This window comes from Oikeobacillus pervagus (assembly GCF_030813365.1).
GTDB classification, from domain to species: Bacteria; Bacillota; Bacilli; order Bacillales; family DSM-23947; genus Oikeobacillus; species Oikeobacillus pervagus.
Genome location: NZ_JAUSUC010000011.1, coordinates 70,272 through 86,363, shown reverse-complemented (window position 1 = coordinate 86,363; position 16,092 = coordinate 70,272). Strand labels below are relative to the sequence as shown.

The window sequence follows — 16,092 nt, the reverse complement described above, 5'->3', positions numbered from 1 at the left end:
CGCACAATCGGTGGTCTGTTTTATGAATTATGTGATGAAGTGAATGAACTTGATTGGGCTGTCGCATTACAGCAGTTGATCGAGCTTCTTCAAGATGCACTTAAGCAAACGAATAGGAAAATCAAAAAATTAATTCAAAGTCAACTCGAACAGTGGATCGATGGCCTTCCTAGTTATATCAAGGCTTATTTGCCGATATCACTCTGCGAAAGTTGAGTTAATAATAGTTAACATTATTTTAATGATTTGTTCACACTTTTGTCAATCATTGTTTTTATTTAAAGTAAATTGTGAAGATAATCACCTCCTTCAATTATTTTTCGAACAATCTAAATTTTTAATTATTTTGTGATTTCCTTTGGGTATTTATGGTATACTTCCTAATGAAAGGGGAGGATTGACATGATCAAAAATGAAGTAAAAGCTATTCAAGATATTTATCCTGATGATTTTTCCTGGTGTTATGGATGTGGTCAAAAAAATGAATCTGGCCATCATTTCCGTACCTTTTGGGAAGGGGATCAAACTGTAACGATTTATGAACCAAAACCAGAACATACTGCTCTTCCTGGCTTTGTTTATGGAGGGTTAATTGCTTCATTAATCGATTGTCATGGGACAGGTTCAGCTGCACTAGCTTTGCATAAAAAAAATGGACATGTTGTGGGAGACGGGGCTGAGCCACCTCGATTTGTGACTGGTTCGTTAAAAGTGGACTTTTTGAAACCAACTCCACATGGATGTCCGTTAAAAGCGGTTGGAAAGGTTGAGGAAATCCATCCGAAAAAATTTAAAGTTGTAACAGAAGTTTATGCTGGTGATACGGTTTGTGTAAAAGGGGAAGTCATTGCGGTTGTGATGCCAGCTACATTTTTACAAAACCAATAAGATATGAATTTAATCGCAAAATGTAAGCGATTACTTTTCTGTGTTAGAGCCATTTATTATAATATTTGAAAGAATATAATCCGCAAATGAAATAATAATATTTGCGGATTTTTAATCATAAAAAAGTTATAAGATGTTTACTTCTATGAAAATATATGCTATACTTTTCCTTGTCACAAATTTAATAAAATGATGATTTAGAGAGCTGTCCGAGTTGGTTGAAGGAGCGCGACTCGAAATCGCGTAGGCGTTCATAGCGTCTCAAGGGTTCGAATCCCTTGCTCTCTGTTAGAAAACCATTTATTATATAGGTATGGGCTGGAGAGAATCGCACAAATTCCTGGTGATTTGTGAGGAAAGTCCGCGCTCGCACAGGCTGCGATGCCTGTAGTGATCATGCCTAGCGAAACCGTAAGCTAGGGCAACTAACAATCCTGTTGGTTGACGGCGGGGAAAGTACCTAAGTCCTTTTTCGGATATGGTTCTAGTACTCTGAAAGTGCCACAGTGACGAAGCTTCATTGGAAACATTGAAGGTGGAACGAGGTAAACCCCATGAGCGAGAAACCCAAACAATGGTAGGGGAAGTGTCTGAAAGGAATTGAACCGACAGACACCACAGTAATCTGTGAGATAGATGATTCTCCATTTATGTGCGAGGAAATTCCGCTTGTAGCACGAAATGAACAGAACGCGGCTTACGAAGGTCCATAACCTTTAGAGAATTTTTATGATATGAATCAAGAGGGGCTCCTTGCTCTTCACATATAGAAGCATCCGAAATGTACTTTGTACGTTTTGGGTGCTTCTTTTTATTGAAAAAAGAATTCAATTAAGCATGAATGATGAAGGGACAATTTTGGGAAAATGAATATGACAGCTATTAGTCGAACATAGAAAAATATGATTTCTATCGTCTTGCTAAACAGTAACGTTTTCATAATCATGGAAAGGGGGATAAAATGATACAAAATAAAGAGTCATTTCAAACAGATCAACTTGCTGGTAGACATTATGATCCTGAAGATTACACAAATGATAATGAATTAGCTTCCGGATTAGCTGCTACTCATGAACAAGTAAGTGATACGCTAATGGAAGGAACAATTGACAATAAAATGAAGAATTTGAACGATGAAGAAAGTGAAAAAATTCTACGAAAAGGTTAACCTTGATAAAGTCCTCGTCATCATTGATGGGGGCTTTTTTTCAATAAATACATAAAAATTTGTATTTATTGGACGAAAAAAGTCATGATCGTTTTACATGTACTTGTTAGAATGAAGGAAAGGGGGGAGAGGATTGAAGAAAATGATTGTGATGTTTGATGGAGAGTGCTTATTATGTCAAAGGGCTGTACAGTTTATTTTAAAGCGGGATCAAAATGGAAATATCCATTTTGCCTCACTACAATCTGAAATTGGAAGAAAAATCTTAAGTCAATATGATCAAAATCCAACTGGCAACCAATCAATGATTTTCATTGAAAATGGAAAACTTTACGAGAAATCCACTGCAGCCTTAAGAATCGCCAAAAAACTATCCCATCTATGGCCTATTTGTTATGTATTTATTCTGTTGCCAAAGTCATTAAGAGATGGAATGTATGATTTCGTTGCTAAACATCGCTATCATCTTTTTGGAAAAAGCACTACTTGTGTGATTCCAAAACCCGAATGGAAATCACGATTTATGGAAGAGGAAGAATAGAATGAAGGTGGAATCCATATTAGGAAAAATAAAAAAGGGATCCCCCATGTAAATTTGAAAATGGGAGAAACGACCCTTTATTGAATAAGATGTTACTTAATCCCTTCTAACCAATCTGAATAACATACATCACAAAGTGTCTCATCACTTTCTTGTTGAGATTTAATTAATGTTACTTCATGTATTTTGTTTTCCTCTATTTCATATCCGCAATAAAAGCATGTATGAGACATTTCCCAATCCCTCCAGTATGATTTTCCTCTATAGTGTGAGGAGGAAATTAAAAAAGATTACGAGGTGTTTATTTCCATTTGAAAAATGTCTATTAGTGACCAATTATGATCCGGATTCATATGTATAAGTAACGCCTAGGGAGGGGATATGATGTGGATTGGCAAAACTTTGATCCATTAAAAACTTTTCTATCCATCATGAATGGAAATCTAAATAATCCATCAAATTTTGATCATCACATGAACGACCTTCTTTCGAAATATTTACCGACTATTCCTGATGGGAATGAATATATCCCTTGGGAACCCCCAATGAAAAAGAAACCAACCCCCAAGAAGTTCAACAATTATCAGATATATAATATTCATGGTTATATGATCATTCAAATAAATCTACCTAATGAAATCGCTGTGGACGATATTCTTATTCAATGTGGTTCATTCTATTTATCGATTTCCTTTTCTGAAAAAGAGAAATTGACGATTCCGCTTACAGTAGCCGTGCAACCTAAGTTAGGGACCGCACTTTTCCAAGACGATACGTTAGAAATCCGTTTGCCCAAAGCAAAGGAAACAGAAAAAAGAATGATTCCAATCAAAAAAATCAATCCATATGGGTAAATAACAGGCTCATGATGTTCAAGGGTCTTTTTTTTTATGTTGAAATAAGGGGCTGATAAGGTGTGATTCTAGCGAGCCCGTGTTCAAGATGGTAAAGCAAGACATATTATGAATTCCTTTCCCATATAAATAAACAATAAAAATATTTTGAAAGCAGGAATGATGAATGAAGCCAAAGAAACACTTTCACTCAATGGAAGAGGCGAAAAAAATATTAGGAGAAGATTTTTGGGAAGTGATGTCCGATGTTTTACCTTTTGTCGGACCTAGGGTAGATATTGCGAGGGGGGAAACCGAACTCATTATTGCGGTGGAATTGCCAGGCTTACATTCAAAAGAAGATGTATCCATTCGCTTGTACTCCTATACACTGATTATAGAAGGTGAGTTAACACGAAGTTATGGAAAAGATTTAGAAGAAATGATCCAAGATGAGAGAGCGATTGGGCCTTTCAAGCGGAAAATTAGGTTGCCGAAAGACTGTTTATTAGATTCCATCCATGCTAACTACTGGAACGGTTTACTATTGATCACTATTCCTTTCGACCAACAATTTGAAAAAGAGGAGAATGGGGAAAATATTCAAATTCATTTCCATTCATAAGGGGGGATTCCATTGCCGACCATACGGTACAAAGATTTTAAAGTCGATACGATTTTTAATACTTCAAGTATATGTTATGGGATGAACATCCAATACCGATGGAAACATGACCGACAGTCAAATGAAGGATTTGGTCAGATTTCTGGACATTCCAATGTAATAAAGAAAAATATGGCAATCATAAAGTCTTCTGAAAAGTAAAAGGGATAGGCTGCCTGAAGAAATATAATAAATGCCAGGCATCAAAATATCTTAGAAGCCTGGCATCCTCACCCCTAATTTCATTTAGGTACTCCCGTCATGCTTTTAATAGGAGTATCAATCACATCATCATCATGGAAAATATGGACGTTTTTAGACATCTGATTATGATTTCCATAGACACTTCCAAATCCACTTTTGTTATGAACATTTGTACTAAAATTAGTCATCACATTTGAGCCTATAAATATCCCTGAATTATCTTCAATCACATGAATAGTAATATTATGAAAAATGATGTTTGGAGTCATTTTTGGTGACATCTCCTAGGCTTGAGCGGCTGGCGCATTCTCCACATCATTATCTACAATGGGCGTATCAAGATAATCATTATCATACAATAGATTAAAGTTATACGGAAATGCATTTCCCACTCCAAATATGAATCCGATACTCGTTTGGTTCTTATTATTTGAATCCCATCCAGACGCACTATTCTCCCCAACAAAAATCGCTGCATTCGTTTCCATTCCATTCGCAGCAATCGTATTAAAAATAATTGTAGATGGCATCACCATTCTCCTCCTTTTTTTCTTATTCAAATGAAGGGGGATGAATCAGGAGAACAAGAATATGGATCGATGAGGGCAGTTTCACTATATAAGTCATTATATGCGAATCGATGACAATCCGTACCATACTTTGAAGGGTGAGGCAAAGTGAAGATCGAGAATTTAATTAATGATCTCCAAAACATCTATAAAAAAATAGAACGGTTAGAACAACAATTAAACGAAGTAAAACGACAACAAACAATCCATTTATCGATTAACACTGTAAATATTGAATCTCTAAATCTTGAGGAATTGGCTTATCATCTAGATAAAATTGATATTAAGGATTTAAGTGGAATGCTTAATTTCGGAAATACTTTTTCACCTGCTCTAGAGAAAAAAAAGCAAGAAAAAGCAGTAGAAAAAGGCGGCAAGAAAAAGGAAAATGAAACGGATAAAAAGAGGAAAGATCATAATGGGGATATTTCCATTCAGTTTAATGGAAGAAATATTCTTTATCATGTTGAACGTACAATGAATAAAGGAAGTGAATAATTTGAAGACTTTTTCCCCGACCTTTATCATCGGTTCTATTCGAATTGGATCAGTAGAAGGCGCTTCTTGTGTAAATTTTGGAAATAATTTACCAACAGATTTTACGAGCCACTCCAAACAGAATCAAGGATTTGGAACGATTCAAGGGGATCATAATCATTTACAAGAATTAATATCACGTTTGGACGAAAAAGATTGTATCGACGTATTAAATGAAAGCAAAGAGACGGCGCAGCCAGCTTGGATAAATCAACTGATCAATCAAAAAATCCTTCATTCCGATAATGACATCGTTCAGGAGGAATAAAGGGGGAGTGAATGAATTTATTTGCAAGTTGTTGTATAGAAAAACATAGAATGATATCAGGAATTGTTATATAATGGTGAATAAAAGAATGGAAGTGAACGAAAATGAAAAAGCCCTCTCCCTATTTCCTACTTGTATTAGCAACGATCTTGTGGGGGGGAAACTTTGTAATTGGACGTGCTGTTTCAAATCAATTACCACCTTACACTCTTTCTTTCCTTCGTTGGTGTACGGCATTGATTATTTTTATTCCATTTGTTTGGAATCCGCTAAAACAAGAATGGAAAACGATTAAAGAAAGATGGCCAGTCGTTTTGTTCATGGCATTAACGGGTGTCGCGGGGTTTAATACATTAGTGTACATTGCTTTGCATCATACGACATCAATTAATGCTTCCCTCGTGAACTCATCTACACCCATCATTATTTTTATTTTCTCCTTTGTCTTCTTTAAGGAGCATTTGAACAGAAATCAAATGTTGGGTACGATTCTTTCATTAGGTGGGGTAGTTTTTATTCTTTCTAAAGGTTCGTTTGATAATATTCTCTCTCTTTCGTTTAATAAAGGCGATTTATTAATGATTGTTGCGGTTGTTTGCTGGAGTGTATATTCCATTATGATTAAAAAGTATTCCAATATTTTACCTAATTATTCGACATTTTTTGTGACAATCATTCTTGGAATTATCATGTTATTCCCATTTTTTATGGGTGAAGTATTAGATCCACATACATATTTCGTTTGGTCTTTTTCTTCTTTTTTTGCCGTTCTTTATATCGGTACCTTTGCTTCTATTGTTGCATTCATTGCATGGAATACAGCTGTCAGTGAAATCGGAGCGAATAGGGCAGGAATATTCCTTAACTTTATCCCGGTTTTTGCATCTATCTTTGCCATTATTTTTATCGGGGAAAGTTTGGCTTGGTACCAACTACTTGGTGGTTTATTTGTTATTTTAGGAGTGTATCTATCTACACAGGTATCCAAAAAGGTGAAGAAAAATCAATTTTCTCCAAAAGAAGCATCATAAAAAAAGTGAGATAGGGAGCCGAAGCAAATGGGACAATGTCCAATTGACCACACGAAGGAAGATGTTCGAAAAAAATTTGAAGCACAGTACGATTATTTACCAGCTGAAATTATTTCACAATTTGAAACCTTCCTTGAAAACGATCACACTCAAGATGTGTTAAATGAAGTGTTCCACTTATTAAAAAAATATGATCTTAGTTCAGAAGAGGAAAGGCAGAAACGAAATCATCTATTACAAGAATTATTGTGAAAATCGCTGAATGGCGGTTTTTTTCTTTTGTGTGCTTTGCGCTATGGGTCCAATTTTCACCCTTTTTCTACAAGTTTTGTTGAAAAAGATTCATAAAATGTTGAAAACTATTTGAATATTATTGGAAATTCAGTCAAGTGCCTCCTTTCTTATAGTACGATAATGATGGACGATAAATAAGAAAGGGTGAAGGGTATGACAAGACTTAAATATGTAACTAATCTTGATAAGATTACACAAATCCCTGAAGAAAGCCGGATGAAATTGAAATCCATTACGGAAAAGTATGTGTTCCGTGTAAATGATTATTATTTAAAATTGATTGACTGGGATGATCCTAATGATCCCATACGTAGATTAGTGATCCCAAATGAAGGAGAATTGAATGAATATGGTCGATGGGATGCTTCTGATGAAGAGACGAATTATGTCGTTCCAGGATGTCAACATAAATACAAAACGACTGCACTTCTACTTGTGTCTGAAGTCTGTGGGGCCTACTGTCGATATTGCTTTAGAAAACGATTGTTCCGAAATGATATAAAAGAGGCCATGTCAGATGTTCAACCAGGTTTGGATTATATTCGCAGTCATCCAGAAATCAACAACGTCCTCCTTACAGGCGGTGACCCGCTCATTTTAGCAACGAAAAAACTCCGCGGGATTATCGAAAGTTTGCGTGAAATACCCCATGTTAAAATCATTCGGATCGGTTCGAAATTACCTGTGTTTAACCCGATGAGAATATATGAAGATGAAGAATTACTACAAGTAATCCGTGAGAACTCCTCCCCTGAAAAAAGAATTTACATCATGGCACATATTAATCACCCTAGAGAAATGACTGATCAAGCTAGAAAGGCCATTCAAGCGCTTCAAAATGCAGGGGCAATGGTAGTCAATCAAACCCCTATTATTAAAGGAATTAATGATGATCCAGTTGTATTAGGGAAATTACTTGATGAATTATCCTTTGCTGGGGTCCATCCTTATTATTTCTTTGTAAACCGTCCTGTTGCGGGAAATCATGATTTTGTTTTGCCACTAAAAGACGTGTATAAAATTGTAGAACAGGCAAAAATGAGAACATCTGGCCTTGGAAAACGCGTTCGGTTGTCCATGAGTCATACATCAGGAAAAATTGAAATATTAGCTATTGAAAATGGAAGGGCTTACTTAAAATATCACCAATCAAGAGAAGGAAACTATGGTCAATTTATGGTATTGGAATGTCCAGATCATGCTTCGTGGTTTGATGACTTACCTGGAAATGAAAGGTATTGGAAAAAGCCTGTTAAAAAGATGGTTGAAACGATGAAGGAGAAGAAGCAACCTGTATTCAATTAAATGAAAACGTGTTCATCCTTTGATTTTACTGAAATTGGTTCCCCTTTAACTGAATGTTTTTTAGATGATTGACAAATTCTAAAAAAGCGTTGAGAGTATGCGCATTATTTAAAAGGGGGAATATCAGATGACACAAATGAGTACAGAAACGATGAATCATTCACAATCCATTCCGTCTAAATACAATCATGGAGGGCATGAATTATTTGATGTTCATGAACTTCTATCTTGTACGATCAATTTATTGGATCAATATATGATGTTACGTCAAAATGTGAGCTGTCAAGAACTTAAGGGGATGATAGACCGTCATTATCGGTTTGTTTCTGATTGTTATAATATAACCGTTGAGGCCTTGTCTACGGGGCAAAAACCGTCACATCCTACACAAACTTATATGATGCAACAAGAAAATGAGGTTGTTTTTGGAATGCAATCTTCACAACCGAAGAAACCTTGTCAATCCATTTCAGAAATCAATAGTGAAAAAATTTCTAGTCAAATGTTGGGTCTAATGAAATCAGCTGCCACAACTTATGCTAAAGTGGCTACTGAAGTGACGAATCCAATTCTTCGTAGAATGATTGCAGATAGTGTTCCAAACTACATCGAAATGGCCTATGAAATTTTTCTTTATCAAAATAAAAATCAATATTATCAAGTGCCACAGTTTGATCAGCAAACTACGCAACAAATGGTTTCTGGATTTGCCCCTAGTCAAGGACAAGTGAAATTTTCAACAAATCCTTCGGGAACCCATTAATAAGAAAAAGCAATCGACAATTTGTCGATTGCTTTTTTGGAATTTCCACGATGAATGCATATGTGGGGAAATTCCAGTTGGTTTTAAATACCATCATTATTTCTTTGAAAATTTGGATTTTTTATTTGTCCATTTCGAACCATTTCCACGTTTAGTTACAACATTACAATGAGATATGGAGACATCTTGAGTTTCCTTTTGAACAGGAACAACCTTAGGGTTGACAATATACATTAGTGGTTTCGGATGAGACCGCCTATTTTTCATTTCAAATTCCCCCCTGATCACCAAATCACGAGAAAGCAGATACCTTATTTAAAATAATGTATGAAACCAAATGAAAAAGGTGAAAACCGGATGGAAGGGGAACTTTTTAGATGAAGTTGGGATTTCCTGGATGGTGCCTGGCACCTGGAAAAAAGCACCTGAAAAAACCCCACAAATTAATTGTAGGGTTTTGGTACAATTTGATTTTGATGTGATTACATGATCAGTTCTACGGGTTTGACTTGGATGGCAGAAAGTTGGTAGGTTTTATTTTTTAAACTTTCGATATCTATATGTTTTCTTGCCACTCCTGAATCCATAGCAGCTTTTGCTACTGCAGCTGCAACTTCTGGAGCTACGCGAGCATCAAACGGAGAAGGGATGATGTAGTCTTCATGGAGTTCGTATTCTGAGATTAAGGAAGCAATTGCATAAGCCGCCGCAACCTTCATTTCTTCGTTGATATCTGTTGATTTCGTATCTAATGCCCCACGGAAAATTCCTGGGAATGCTAGAACATTATTCACTTGGTTTGGATAGTCTGAACGGCCTGTTCCAACAATTTTCGCACCTGCTGCTTTTGCCTCTAGCGGTAAAATTTCTGGGTCAGGATTGGCCATTGCAAAAATAATTGGGTCATGATTCATCTTTTTAATCATTTCCTCCGTTAAAGCGCCAGCAACGGAAACACCAATAAATACATCTGTTCCTTCGATGACATCAGTTAACGTTCCGCTTATTCTTCCATGGTTTGTCATTTCAGCAATTTGGTCTTTCACTGGGTTCATACCTTCTGACCGGCCCTTATAAATAGCACCTTTTGAATCACACATTATGATCTCTTGTACATTAAAGCTTAATAAAAGCTTGGCAATGGCCATTCCAGCTGCACCCGCTCCATTGATGACAATTCTTAAATTTTCAAATGATTTTTTTGTTAGTTTTAAAGCATTGATTAAACCAGCTAATGTAACAATAGCAGTTCCGTGTTGATCATCATGGAAGACTGGAATATCAAGTTCCTTTTTTAAACGTTCTTCAATGATAAAGCAATTTGGAGCCTTAATATCTTCTAAATTGACACCACCGAATCCAGTTTTTAGAAGTTTAACTGTTTTAATAATTTCTTCAATGTCATTTGAACCGATACAGATTGGGAATGCATCGACACCAGCGAAGTTCTTGAAAAGAATCGCTTTTCCTTCCATAACCGGTAAAGAAGCATCAGCACCAATATCACCTAAGCCTAATACAGCTGTACCATCTGTTACGACTGCAACCGTGTTTGCTTTCATTGTAAAATCGTAAACTTTTTCGCTGTCTTCATGTATTTCCCGACATGGCTCAGCAACACCAGGGGAATAGACTAGGCTAAGATCTTTTATATCCTTCACGTTTAACTTTGCGCTCACCTCTAATTTTCCTTGGTGGTAACGGTGAATATCTAATGCCTCTTGTTTCAAATTTTTCATTTTGTTATTTCCACTCCCTTAAAAAAGTCTCTTTATCACAACCACTTCCTGTATTAAGACAGTTGTTCATATTTTTATTTATTATATAACAGACATTTCGAAAATAGCAACAAAATTTTCTGAAAATTTTAAAATAATTTATAATTGGGCAAAATTAGAGGGTGCCAGGCACCCTCTAATTATTGGGAATTGCGATTTCTTTGAAGTTGCAGCTTAGGTTTTCTAGGCCTTTTGTTAATTCTTCTCCTTCTATAGCAAAGCCGTGTCCGGTTATGGCGTAGGCTGGTTTTAGGGCTTCAAGGATTCGGACTGAGTGCCAAGCAGCTTTCCAAACTGTTGTAAAATAGGCTGGGGGACCATGAATTTCTTTCTCCTGTGTTATAACAGCTAAAGCAGATTCTTGCTTCACTGTAATAAATGCATCTCCAGCAATTAAAGCGCTATCTTCATGCCGGAATAAGGAAATATGTCCTGGTGTATGTCCCGGTGTATGGACCCATCTCCAACCATCCATGTATGGAACCTTATGATCGATTGGCAAGGCATGAATACGATTTTCAAGATTAATGGCTTCATTTGGATATAAAGGAGAAATCAAACTCATTAAGCCGCCTCCTACTGTTGGATCCGCAGGTGGATAATCTTCTTTTCCCGTTAAGAAAGGTAATTCTTCCTCTTGAGCAAATATAGGAACATCCCAATGCTCCAGTAATTCAGATAATGCTCCAACATGATCAAAATGTCCATGGGTTAAAATAATGGCTTTAGGCGGGATCCCTCTGAAACGTTCTTCAGCAGTTTGCAGAATGGACTCTGCAGCGGGCCCAACTCCTGCATCAATTAGAACCCAGTGATCACTACCTCTTTCCCCAACAAAACATACATTGACTATCATCGTGCGCAATACAAATAAATCGGGAAGGACTTCATACCCTTTTTCCGCTTGTGCAAAGAAAGGCTGAAATAATGGTTGTTGTTCCTGATTCCCTTGGATATCCATCAGAATTTTCCCCCTCACTATTTTGATAAATAGAACGATTAATCACCGACCAAACGATAGGTTGAATGAATAAAATACTTTCACATTCATCACATTCATCACTTTCTTCAATTATTTTTAAAATTATCCATATATAGATAGGATGCTTGGAATGAAATGAACTATTCATTTTTTTATTGGCAAATAAATTTCAAAATATAGCGAGAAATAATTGACATTATCGTGTGAAACGCTATAATACTAATTAATCCGATTTAATATATAGGAATTATAATTAAAGTAGGTGAAAGGATGTTTTTACAATTTAAGAATCTTTCAAAAAAATATAAAAATCGTCATATGACACAAGATGTGTTAATGGATATAAATTTTTCAATTGAAGAGGGGCAATTTGTTTCGATTATAGGCCCATCTGGTTGCGGTAAATCGACTCTATTATCGATGGTTGCTGGATTAACCAATGCTACAACGGGCGAAATTTTCTTAGAGGCGAGTCCAATTATTAAGCCTGGAATCGACCGCGGAATGGTTTTTCAACAAGCTGCATTATTCCCTTGGATGACTGTTGTGGAAAATGTCATGTTCCCTTTAAGAAAACAAATGAATAAGAGTGAAGCGAAGAAAGTGGCTCTCCGTTTTCTACAAATGGTGCAATTAAGTAATTATTCCGAGCACTCTCCTCACGAGTTATCAGGGGGAATGCAACAACGGGTAGCAATTGCTCGAGCTTTAGCAATGGACCCAAAATTATTACTGATGGATGAGCCATTTGGGGCATTGGACGAACAAACTCGTTCAAGACTTCATGAAGAACTTGAGAAGATTTGGGTCGATACGAAGAAAACAATCGTATTCGTTACCCACAGTATTAACGAAGCGATAAAGCTTTCAGACCGGATCATCGTCATGGGGACTCGGCCAGGTAGAATTATTGCAGATCTTGACGTTAATCTCCCCAGACCTCGTCAATCTAATCAAGAGGAAGTTGCCATACTTGAAGAAAAAATAGTCGATCTCCTGAAAGGTGAGATTGATAAAGTCGTTAAAGAGGAATTAGCTTATGCAGCGGGTAATTAAACAAATTGTCTTCTACGTCCTCTTTATTGTCATTTGGGAAATGAGTGTACGTGCTGGTGGATGGGGCCCAGACATCATGCCAAAACCGACCGATGTATGGGAGGCTCTTATCCAAGGATTCATAGACAAAACACTTATTTATGATTTAGGTGCAAGCTTCCAAAGACTATTGATTGGATTAACGATCGCACTTATTCTAGGGACATCGTTAGGAATTTTATTGGCTAAATCGCAAACAGCAGATGACACATTAGGATCACTTATTCTAGCTCTTCAGAGTGTTCCTAGTATCGTTTGGCTGCCACTAGCAATCATGTGGTTTGGATTGAATGAAAAAGCGGTTATTTTTATCGTCGTTCTCGGTGGAACATTAGTCATGACAATCAATATGCGAATTGGTATTAAAAATGTTTCCCCACTGTATATTAAAGCCGCACAAACAATGGGTTCTTCCGGATTTGATTTGTTTATCAAAATTATATTTCCAGCTTCGATCCCGTATGCGGTAACAGGTGCAAGACTTGCATGGGCATTCGCATGGAGAGCTTTAATGGCGGGGGAAATTTTAAGTACAGGTCCTGGTTTAGGATACACGTTAAAATACGCTTCAGACTTTGGAAATATGAGCTTGGTCATTGCGGTGATGATCTTGATCGGAGTTATTGGTACAATTGTCGATTTACTATTTTTCCAACGTGTTGAAAAGAATGTGATGAGACGTTGGGGATTAGAGCAAGCATCGTCTTAATAGTTGCTAAAGCATCTTCTTCATGTGTTATTAACCGACAAATGTAGGGATTTTACCATTAGAATGTTAAGAAAGGGGATAAAATGATGAAAAATTTCATGAGTTTTTTCGCGGTAGTCTTATTATTACTAGCAGGTGTCCTAGCTGGTTGTAGTTCGGAAAAAAGCTCAGGTTCAGACGACGGCAAGAAAAAGGTTGTCATCGGCTTTTTCCCAAATATTGACCATGTTCCAGCAATGATTGCAAAGGAAAAAGGATTGTTTGAAAAAGTATTAGGGGAAGATGTGACTATTGAATATAAAACATTTCCCGATGGCGGTGCTTTTATGACGGCCCTTAAGACAGGGGATATTTCAGCAGGTTTAGTAGGACCAGGTCCAGTGATGAATCATTTTGCGAATGGAGCCGATGTGAAAATTATTGCAGGCGGATCTTCTGGTGGAACGGTCGTTGTAGCAAGTAAAAAAAGTGGCATTCAAACCGTTGATGATCTAGCAGGTAAGACATTTATTACTCCTGGGGTTGGATGTACACATGATGTTCAATTTGAAACATTTGCCAAGGACTACGGTCTTAAATCTACTCGAATCGGTGGAACGATGAAACATACTACTGGAAATCCAGCACAGTATGCAGGGTTGTTTCAATCAGGAAAAGTTGATTTTGCTTCCGTTCCTGAACCATGGGCTTCCTTGCTAGTGAAAGAAGTAGGTGCAAAGGTCATTGTTGACAGTGATAAAATTTCTTTTGGCACGACTTTACCTAACTCCGTTTTAGCTACAAGTGGAAAATTAATTAAAGAAGATTCAGCATTAGTAAAAAAAATAGTGGATGCTCATAAAGAAGCCATTCAATTTATTAATGAGAATCCAGAGGAAGCGAAAGAAATTGCCATAAAAACTATTAAAGATATTACAAAACAAGAATTAGAGAAAGATATTGTAGACCGTTCTTGGGAAAGAATTCATTACACATCTGAAGTAAATGCAGATGTTATTCAACAATTTGCCGATTCTTCCTATGATCTTAAGTTTTTAAAAGATCAGCCAAAATTTGCAGAACTAATTGATAAACAATTCTTAGAAAATAAAAAAGTAACAAAAAAATGATTGCATTTTCTCCACCAATCCGTTAAATTAATAGAAAGACAGAAATTTTTGAAAATTTAATATTTTCTTATCAAGAGAGGCAGAGGGACTGGCCCTATGAAGCTTCAGCAACCGGCTAATTAAAAGAGCAATGGTGCTAAATCCAGCGAACAATCCTAGTTCGAGAGATGAGAAGAGGAATCTTGTTGACAAAAGCCTTCTTCTTACAGAAGGCTTTTTTATTTTTACTTAGAGGTGAGAAAATGGGTTTTAAAGACATTCAAACAAAGTTAACTCAGATTGGAAACAGAAGTGAAAACATTACGGGAACCGTCAATCCACCTGTTTACTTTTCTACTGCTTATCGACATGAAGGGATTGGGGTGTCGACGGGCTATGATTATGTTCGAAGTGGAAATCCAACTAGAGACATTTTAGAAAAGGCCATTGCCGATTTAGAACATGGAGATGCTGGCTTTGCATTTAGCTCAGGAATGGCGGCGATTCAAACGGTTCTTTCATTATTCGATTCTGGTGATGAATTTATCGTATCAGCGGATCTTTATGGTGGAACGTACCGCCTTTTTGAACGGGGATGGAAAAAATATGGACTATCTTTTGTCTATGATGATTTTCAAGATTTAACTAAGACAAGGGAGAAGATCACAAACCAAACGAAAGCTATTTTTGTTGAATCTCCGACTAATCCGATGATGCAAGAAGTGAACTTAGATGAGGTCGCTCATGTAGCAAGAGAAGAGGGGGTGTTATTGATTGTGGATAATACATTTTATACTCCTTTTATTCAGCAGCCTATTTTTTCAGGAGCTGACATTGTGATTCATAGTGCAACAAAGTATTTAGGGGGACATAATGATGTGCTTGCGGGACTTGTCGTTACTAAAGGGGAAGAACTTTCGGCCAAACTAAAAGAATATCAAAATTCAATTGGTGCAGTATTATCTCCATTTGATTCGTGGCTTCTTATTCGTGGAATGAAGACATTAGGTTTACGAATGGTTCAACATGAAAAAAATGCTCAAAAAATAAGTGAATTTTTACGATGTTGTGACGATGTGAAAGATGTTTTATACCCGGGACGCGGTGGGATGCTTTCTTTTCGATTGCAGAAAGAAGAATGGGTCAATCCATTTTTGCAAAACTTACAGCTGATTACATTTGCAGAAAGTTTAGGAGGAGTAGAAAGTTTTATCACCTATCCGGCAACACAAACCCATATGGATATGCCTTATGAAGTACGTTTGGCTAATGGAGTTTGTAATCGGTTGTTAAGGTTTTCTGTTGGGACGGAGGGAACCGAAGATTTAATCAGGGATTTACAAAACGCGTTTAAAAAAATGAAGGAGTGAAGAAG

General features: G+C 36.7%; 22 protein-coding genes, 1 tRNA gene, 1 other RNA gene, 1 pseudogene and 1 riboswitch. Of the genes and pseudogenes, 19 read left to right on the top strand and 6 right to left on the bottom strand.

The window, feature by feature from the left end; genetic code table 11:
• The 6 genes and pseudogenes from J2S13_RS06315 to J2S13_RS06290 form a co-directional block, all read left to right on the top strand.
• A pseudogene (locus J2S13_RS06315) lies at positions 1 to 216 on the top strand (IS4 family transposase); the annotation flags it as partial.
• Between the two features lie 186 nt (positions 217 to 402).
• Entirely contained in the window at positions 403 to 888 is a 486-nt protein-coding gene (locus J2S13_RS06310; protein WP_307256883.1) for a PaaI family thioesterase, read from the top strand.
• A 199-nt stretch (positions 889 to 1,087) separates the two neighbouring features.
• Positions 1,088 to 1,176: transfer RNA gene (locus J2S13_RS06305), tRNA-Ser, on the top strand.
• 27 nt (positions 1,177 to 1,203) lie between these two features.
• Positions 1,204 to 1,593, top strand: an RNA gene (gene rnpB / locus J2S13_RS06300) — RNase P RNA component class B.
• 256 nt (positions 1,594 to 1,849) lie between these two features.
• A complete protein-coding gene (locus tag J2S13_RS06295) occupies positions 1,850 to 2,056 on the top strand; it encodes a YozQ family protein (protein WP_307256882.1) in 207 nt (68 codons plus the stop codon).
• A gap of 142 nt (positions 2,057 to 2,198) precedes the next feature.
• Complete coding sequence (locus J2S13_RS06290) at positions 2,199 to 2,597, top strand: thiol-disulfide oxidoreductase DCC family protein (protein ID WP_307256885.1); 399 nt, start codon at positions 2,199 to 2,201, stop codon at positions 2,595 to 2,597.
• 92 nt (positions 2,598 to 2,689) lie between these two features.
• Here the strand turns inward: J2S13_RS06290 and J2S13_RS06285 are convergent, their stop codons facing one another.
• Positions 2,690 to 2,830, bottom strand: a complete 141-nt coding sequence (locus J2S13_RS06285; RefSeq protein ID WP_307256881.1) for a hypothetical protein — start codon at positions 2,828 to 2,830, stop codon at positions 2,690 to 2,692.
• 153 nt (positions 2,831 to 2,983) lie between these two features.
• On the opposite strand from J2S13_RS06285, the gene J2S13_RS06280 reads away from it, so the two are divergent.
• The 3 genes from J2S13_RS06280 to J2S13_RS06270 all read left to right on the top strand — a co-directional run bounded on the left by J2S13_RS06280 (position 2,984) and on the right by J2S13_RS06270 (position 4,256).
• On the top strand, positions 2,984 to 3,451 hold the full coding sequence (locus J2S13_RS06280) for an Hsp20/alpha crystallin family protein (protein ID WP_307256879.1): 468 nt from the start codon (positions 2,984 to 2,986) through the stop codon (positions 3,449 to 3,451).
• 166 nt (positions 3,452 to 3,617) lie between these two features.
• Entirely contained in the window at positions 3,618 to 4,055 is a 438-nt protein-coding gene (locus J2S13_RS06275) for an Hsp20/alpha crystallin family protein (protein ID WP_307256878.1), read from the top strand.
• A gap of 12 nt (positions 4,056 to 4,067) precedes the next feature.
• Positions 4,068 to 4,256, top strand: a complete 189-nt coding sequence (locus J2S13_RS06270) for a hypothetical protein (RefSeq protein ID WP_307256877.1) — start codon at positions 4,068 to 4,070, stop codon at positions 4,254 to 4,256.
• A gap of 80 nt (positions 4,257 to 4,336) precedes the next feature.
• Here J2S13_RS06270 and J2S13_RS06265 read toward each other — a convergent pair whose 3' ends face one another.
• Together J2S13_RS06265 and J2S13_RS06260 are read right to left on the bottom strand one after the other, a co-directional pair.
• Positions 4,337 to 4,567: a hypothetical protein gene (locus tag J2S13_RS06265; RefSeq protein WP_307256876.1), complete on the bottom strand. Its 231-nt coding sequence runs from the start codon at positions 4,565 to 4,567 to the stop codon at positions 4,337 to 4,339.
• A gap of 15 nt (positions 4,568 to 4,582) precedes the next feature.
• Entirely contained in the window at positions 4,583 to 4,828 is a 246-nt protein-coding gene (locus J2S13_RS06260; RefSeq protein WP_307256875.1) for a hypothetical protein, read from the bottom strand.
• A 147-nt stretch (positions 4,829 to 4,975) separates the two neighbouring features.
• Here J2S13_RS06260 and J2S13_RS06255 point away from each other — a divergent pair, with 147 nt between their 5' ends.
• The 6 genes from J2S13_RS06255 to J2S13_RS06230 all read left to right on the top strand — a co-directional run bounded on the left by J2S13_RS06255 (position 4,976) and on the right by J2S13_RS06230 (position 9,065).
• On the top strand, positions 4,976 to 5,365 hold the full coding sequence (locus J2S13_RS06255; RefSeq protein WP_307256873.1) for a hypothetical protein: 390 nt from the start codon (positions 4,976 to 4,978) through the stop codon (positions 5,363 to 5,365).
• 1 nt (position 5,366) lies between these two features.
• The gene (locus J2S13_RS06250) at positions 5,367 to 5,672 is read left to right on the top strand and encodes a hypothetical protein (RefSeq protein ID WP_307256871.1); all 306 of its coding nucleotides are present in this window, start codon (positions 5,367 to 5,369) and stop codon (positions 5,670 to 5,672) included.
• A gap of 104 nt (positions 5,673 to 5,776) precedes the next feature.
• Positions 5,777 to 6,703 (top strand): DMT family transporter, encoded by a 927-nt coding sequence (locus J2S13_RS06245; RefSeq protein WP_307256869.1) that lies wholly within the window; start codon positions 5,777 to 5,779, stop codon positions 6,701 to 6,703.
• A gap of 27 nt (positions 6,704 to 6,730) precedes the next feature.
• Positions 6,731 to 6,955, top strand: a complete 225-nt coding sequence (locus J2S13_RS06240) for a hypothetical protein (RefSeq protein WP_307256868.1) — start codon at positions 6,731 to 6,733, stop codon at positions 6,953 to 6,955.
• Positions 6,956 to 7,150: 195 nt separating this feature from the next.
• The gene (locus J2S13_RS06235; RefSeq protein WP_307256867.1) at positions 7,151 to 8,302 is read left to right on the top strand and encodes a KamA family radical SAM protein; all 1,152 of its coding nucleotides are present in this window, start codon (positions 7,151 to 7,153) and stop codon (positions 8,300 to 8,302) included.
• A 127-nt stretch (positions 8,303 to 8,429) separates the two neighbouring features.
• Complete coding sequence (locus J2S13_RS06230) at positions 8,430 to 9,065, top strand: spore coat protein (RefSeq protein ID WP_307256866.1); 636 nt, start codon at positions 8,430 to 8,432, stop codon at positions 9,063 to 9,065.
• Positions 9,066 to 9,161: 96 nt separating this feature from the next.
• On the opposite strand, the gene J2S13_RS06225 is transcribed toward J2S13_RS06230, so the two are convergent.
• From J2S13_RS06225 to J2S13_RS06215, 3 genes are all read right to left on the bottom strand, one after another.
• Positions 9,162 to 9,332 (bottom strand): hypothetical protein, encoded by a 171-nt coding sequence (locus tag J2S13_RS06225; protein WP_307256865.1) that lies wholly within the window; start codon positions 9,330 to 9,332, stop codon positions 9,162 to 9,164.
• 215 nt (positions 9,333 to 9,547) lie between these two features.
• On the bottom strand, positions 9,548 to 10,804 hold the full coding sequence (locus tag J2S13_RS06220; RefSeq protein WP_307256864.1) for an NAD(P)-dependent malic enzyme: 1,257 nt from the start codon (positions 10,802 to 10,804) through the stop codon (positions 9,548 to 9,550).
• Between the two features lie 175 nt (positions 10,805 to 10,979).
• On the bottom strand, positions 10,980 to 11,804 hold the full coding sequence (locus tag J2S13_RS06215; protein WP_307256863.1) for an MBL fold metallo-hydrolase: 825 nt from the start codon (positions 11,802 to 11,804) through the stop codon (positions 10,980 to 10,982).
• Positions 11,805 to 12,095: 291 nt separating this feature from the next.
• On the opposite strand from J2S13_RS06215, the gene J2S13_RS06210 reads away from it, so the two are divergent.
• From J2S13_RS06210 to J2S13_RS06195, 4 genes are all read left to right on the top strand, one after another.
• Complete coding sequence (locus J2S13_RS06210; RefSeq protein ID WP_307256862.1) at positions 12,096 to 12,881, top strand: ABC transporter ATP-binding protein; 786 nt, start codon at positions 12,096 to 12,098, stop codon at positions 12,879 to 12,881.
• The gene (locus J2S13_RS06205) at positions 12,865 to 13,629 is read left to right on the top strand and encodes an ABC transporter permease (protein ID WP_307256861.1); all 765 of its coding nucleotides are present in this window, start codon (positions 12,865 to 12,867) and stop codon (positions 13,627 to 13,629) included. Before J2S13_RS06210 ends, J2S13_RS06205 begins: the two co-directional genes overlap by 17 nt.
• Positions 13,630 to 13,715: 86 nt before the next feature.
• Entirely contained in the window at positions 13,716 to 14,738 is a 1,023-nt protein-coding gene (locus tag J2S13_RS06200; protein ID WP_307256860.1) for an ABC transporter substrate-binding protein, read from the top strand.
• Between the two features lie 64 nt (positions 14,739 to 14,802).
• A riboswitch (SAM riboswitch) is annotated at positions 14,803 to 14,912 on the top strand.
• 68 nt (positions 14,913 to 14,980) lie between these two features.
• Complete coding sequence (locus tag J2S13_RS06195; protein ID WP_307256858.1) at positions 14,981 to 16,087, top strand: methionine biosynthesis PLP-dependent protein; 1,107 nt, start codon at positions 14,981 to 14,983, stop codon at positions 16,085 to 16,087.
• The last annotated feature ends 5 nt before the right edge of the window (positions 16,088 to 16,092 follow it).

Bases quoted from the DNA above. Each gene is read 5' to 3' on its own strand.
- J2S13_RS06225 (WP_307256865.1), bottom strand. From the start codon at position 9,332: ATGAAAAATAGGCGGTCTCATCCGAAACCACTAATGTATATTGTCAAC.
- J2S13_RS06285 (WP_307256881.1), bottom strand. From the start codon at position 2,830: ATGTCTCATACATGCTTTTATTGCGGATATGAAATAGAGGAAAACAAA.
- J2S13_RS06275 (WP_307256878.1), top strand. From the start codon at position 3,618: ATGAAGCCAAAGAAACACTTTCACTCAATGGAAGAGGCGAAAAAAATA.
- J2S13_RS06195 (WP_307256858.1), top strand. From the start codon at position 14,981: ATGGGTTTTAAAGACATTCAAACAAAGTTAACTCAGATTGGAAACAGA.
- J2S13_RS06230 (WP_307256866.1), top strand. From the start codon at position 8,430: ATGACACAAATGAGTACAGAAACGATGAATCATTCACAATCCATTCCG.
- J2S13_RS06205 (WP_307256861.1), top strand. From the start codon at position 12,865: ATGCAGCGGGTAATTAAACAAATTGTCTTCTACGTCCTCTTTATTGTC.
- J2S13_RS06240 (WP_307256868.1), top strand. From the start codon at position 6,731: ATGGGACAATGTCCAATTGACCACACGAAGGAAGATGTTCGAAAAAAA.
- J2S13_RS06200 (WP_307256860.1), top strand. From the start codon at position 13,716: ATGAAAAATTTCATGAGTTTTTTCGCGGTAGTCTTATTATTACTAGCA.
- J2S13_RS06220 (WP_307256864.1), bottom strand. From the start codon at position 10,804: ATGAAAAATTTGAAACAAGAGGCATTAGATATTCACCGTTACCACCAA.
- J2S13_RS06215 (WP_307256863.1), bottom strand. From the start codon at position 11,804: ATGGATATCCAAGGGAATCAGGAACAACAACCATTATTTCAGCCTTTC.
- J2S13_RS06290 (WP_307256885.1), top strand. From the start codon at position 2,199: ATGATTGTGATGTTTGATGGAGAGTGCTTATTATGTCAAAGGGCTGTA.
- J2S13_RS06245 (WP_307256869.1), top strand. From the start codon at position 5,777: ATGAAAAAGCCCTCTCCCTATTTCCTACTTGTATTAGCAACGATCTTG.
- J2S13_RS06295 (WP_307256882.1), top strand. From the start codon at position 1,850: ATGATACAAAATAAAGAGTCATTTCAAACAGATCAACTTGCTGGTAGA.
- J2S13_RS06235 (WP_307256867.1), top strand. From the start codon at position 7,151: ATGACAAGACTTAAATATGTAACTAATCTTGATAAGATTACACAAATC.
- J2S13_RS06210 (WP_307256862.1), top strand. From the start codon at position 12,096: ATGTTTTTACAATTTAAGAATCTTTCAAAAAAATATAAAAATCGTCAT.
- J2S13_RS06265 (WP_307256876.1), bottom strand. From the start codon at position 4,567: ATGACTCCAAACATCATTTTTCATAATATTACTATTCATGTGATTGAA.
- J2S13_RS06260 (WP_307256875.1), bottom strand. From the start codon at position 4,828: ATGCCATCTACAATTATTTTTAATACGATTGCTGCGAATGGAATGGAA.
- J2S13_RS06310 (WP_307256883.1), top strand. From the start codon at position 403: ATGATCAAAAATGAAGTAAAAGCTATTCAAGATATTTATCCTGATGAT.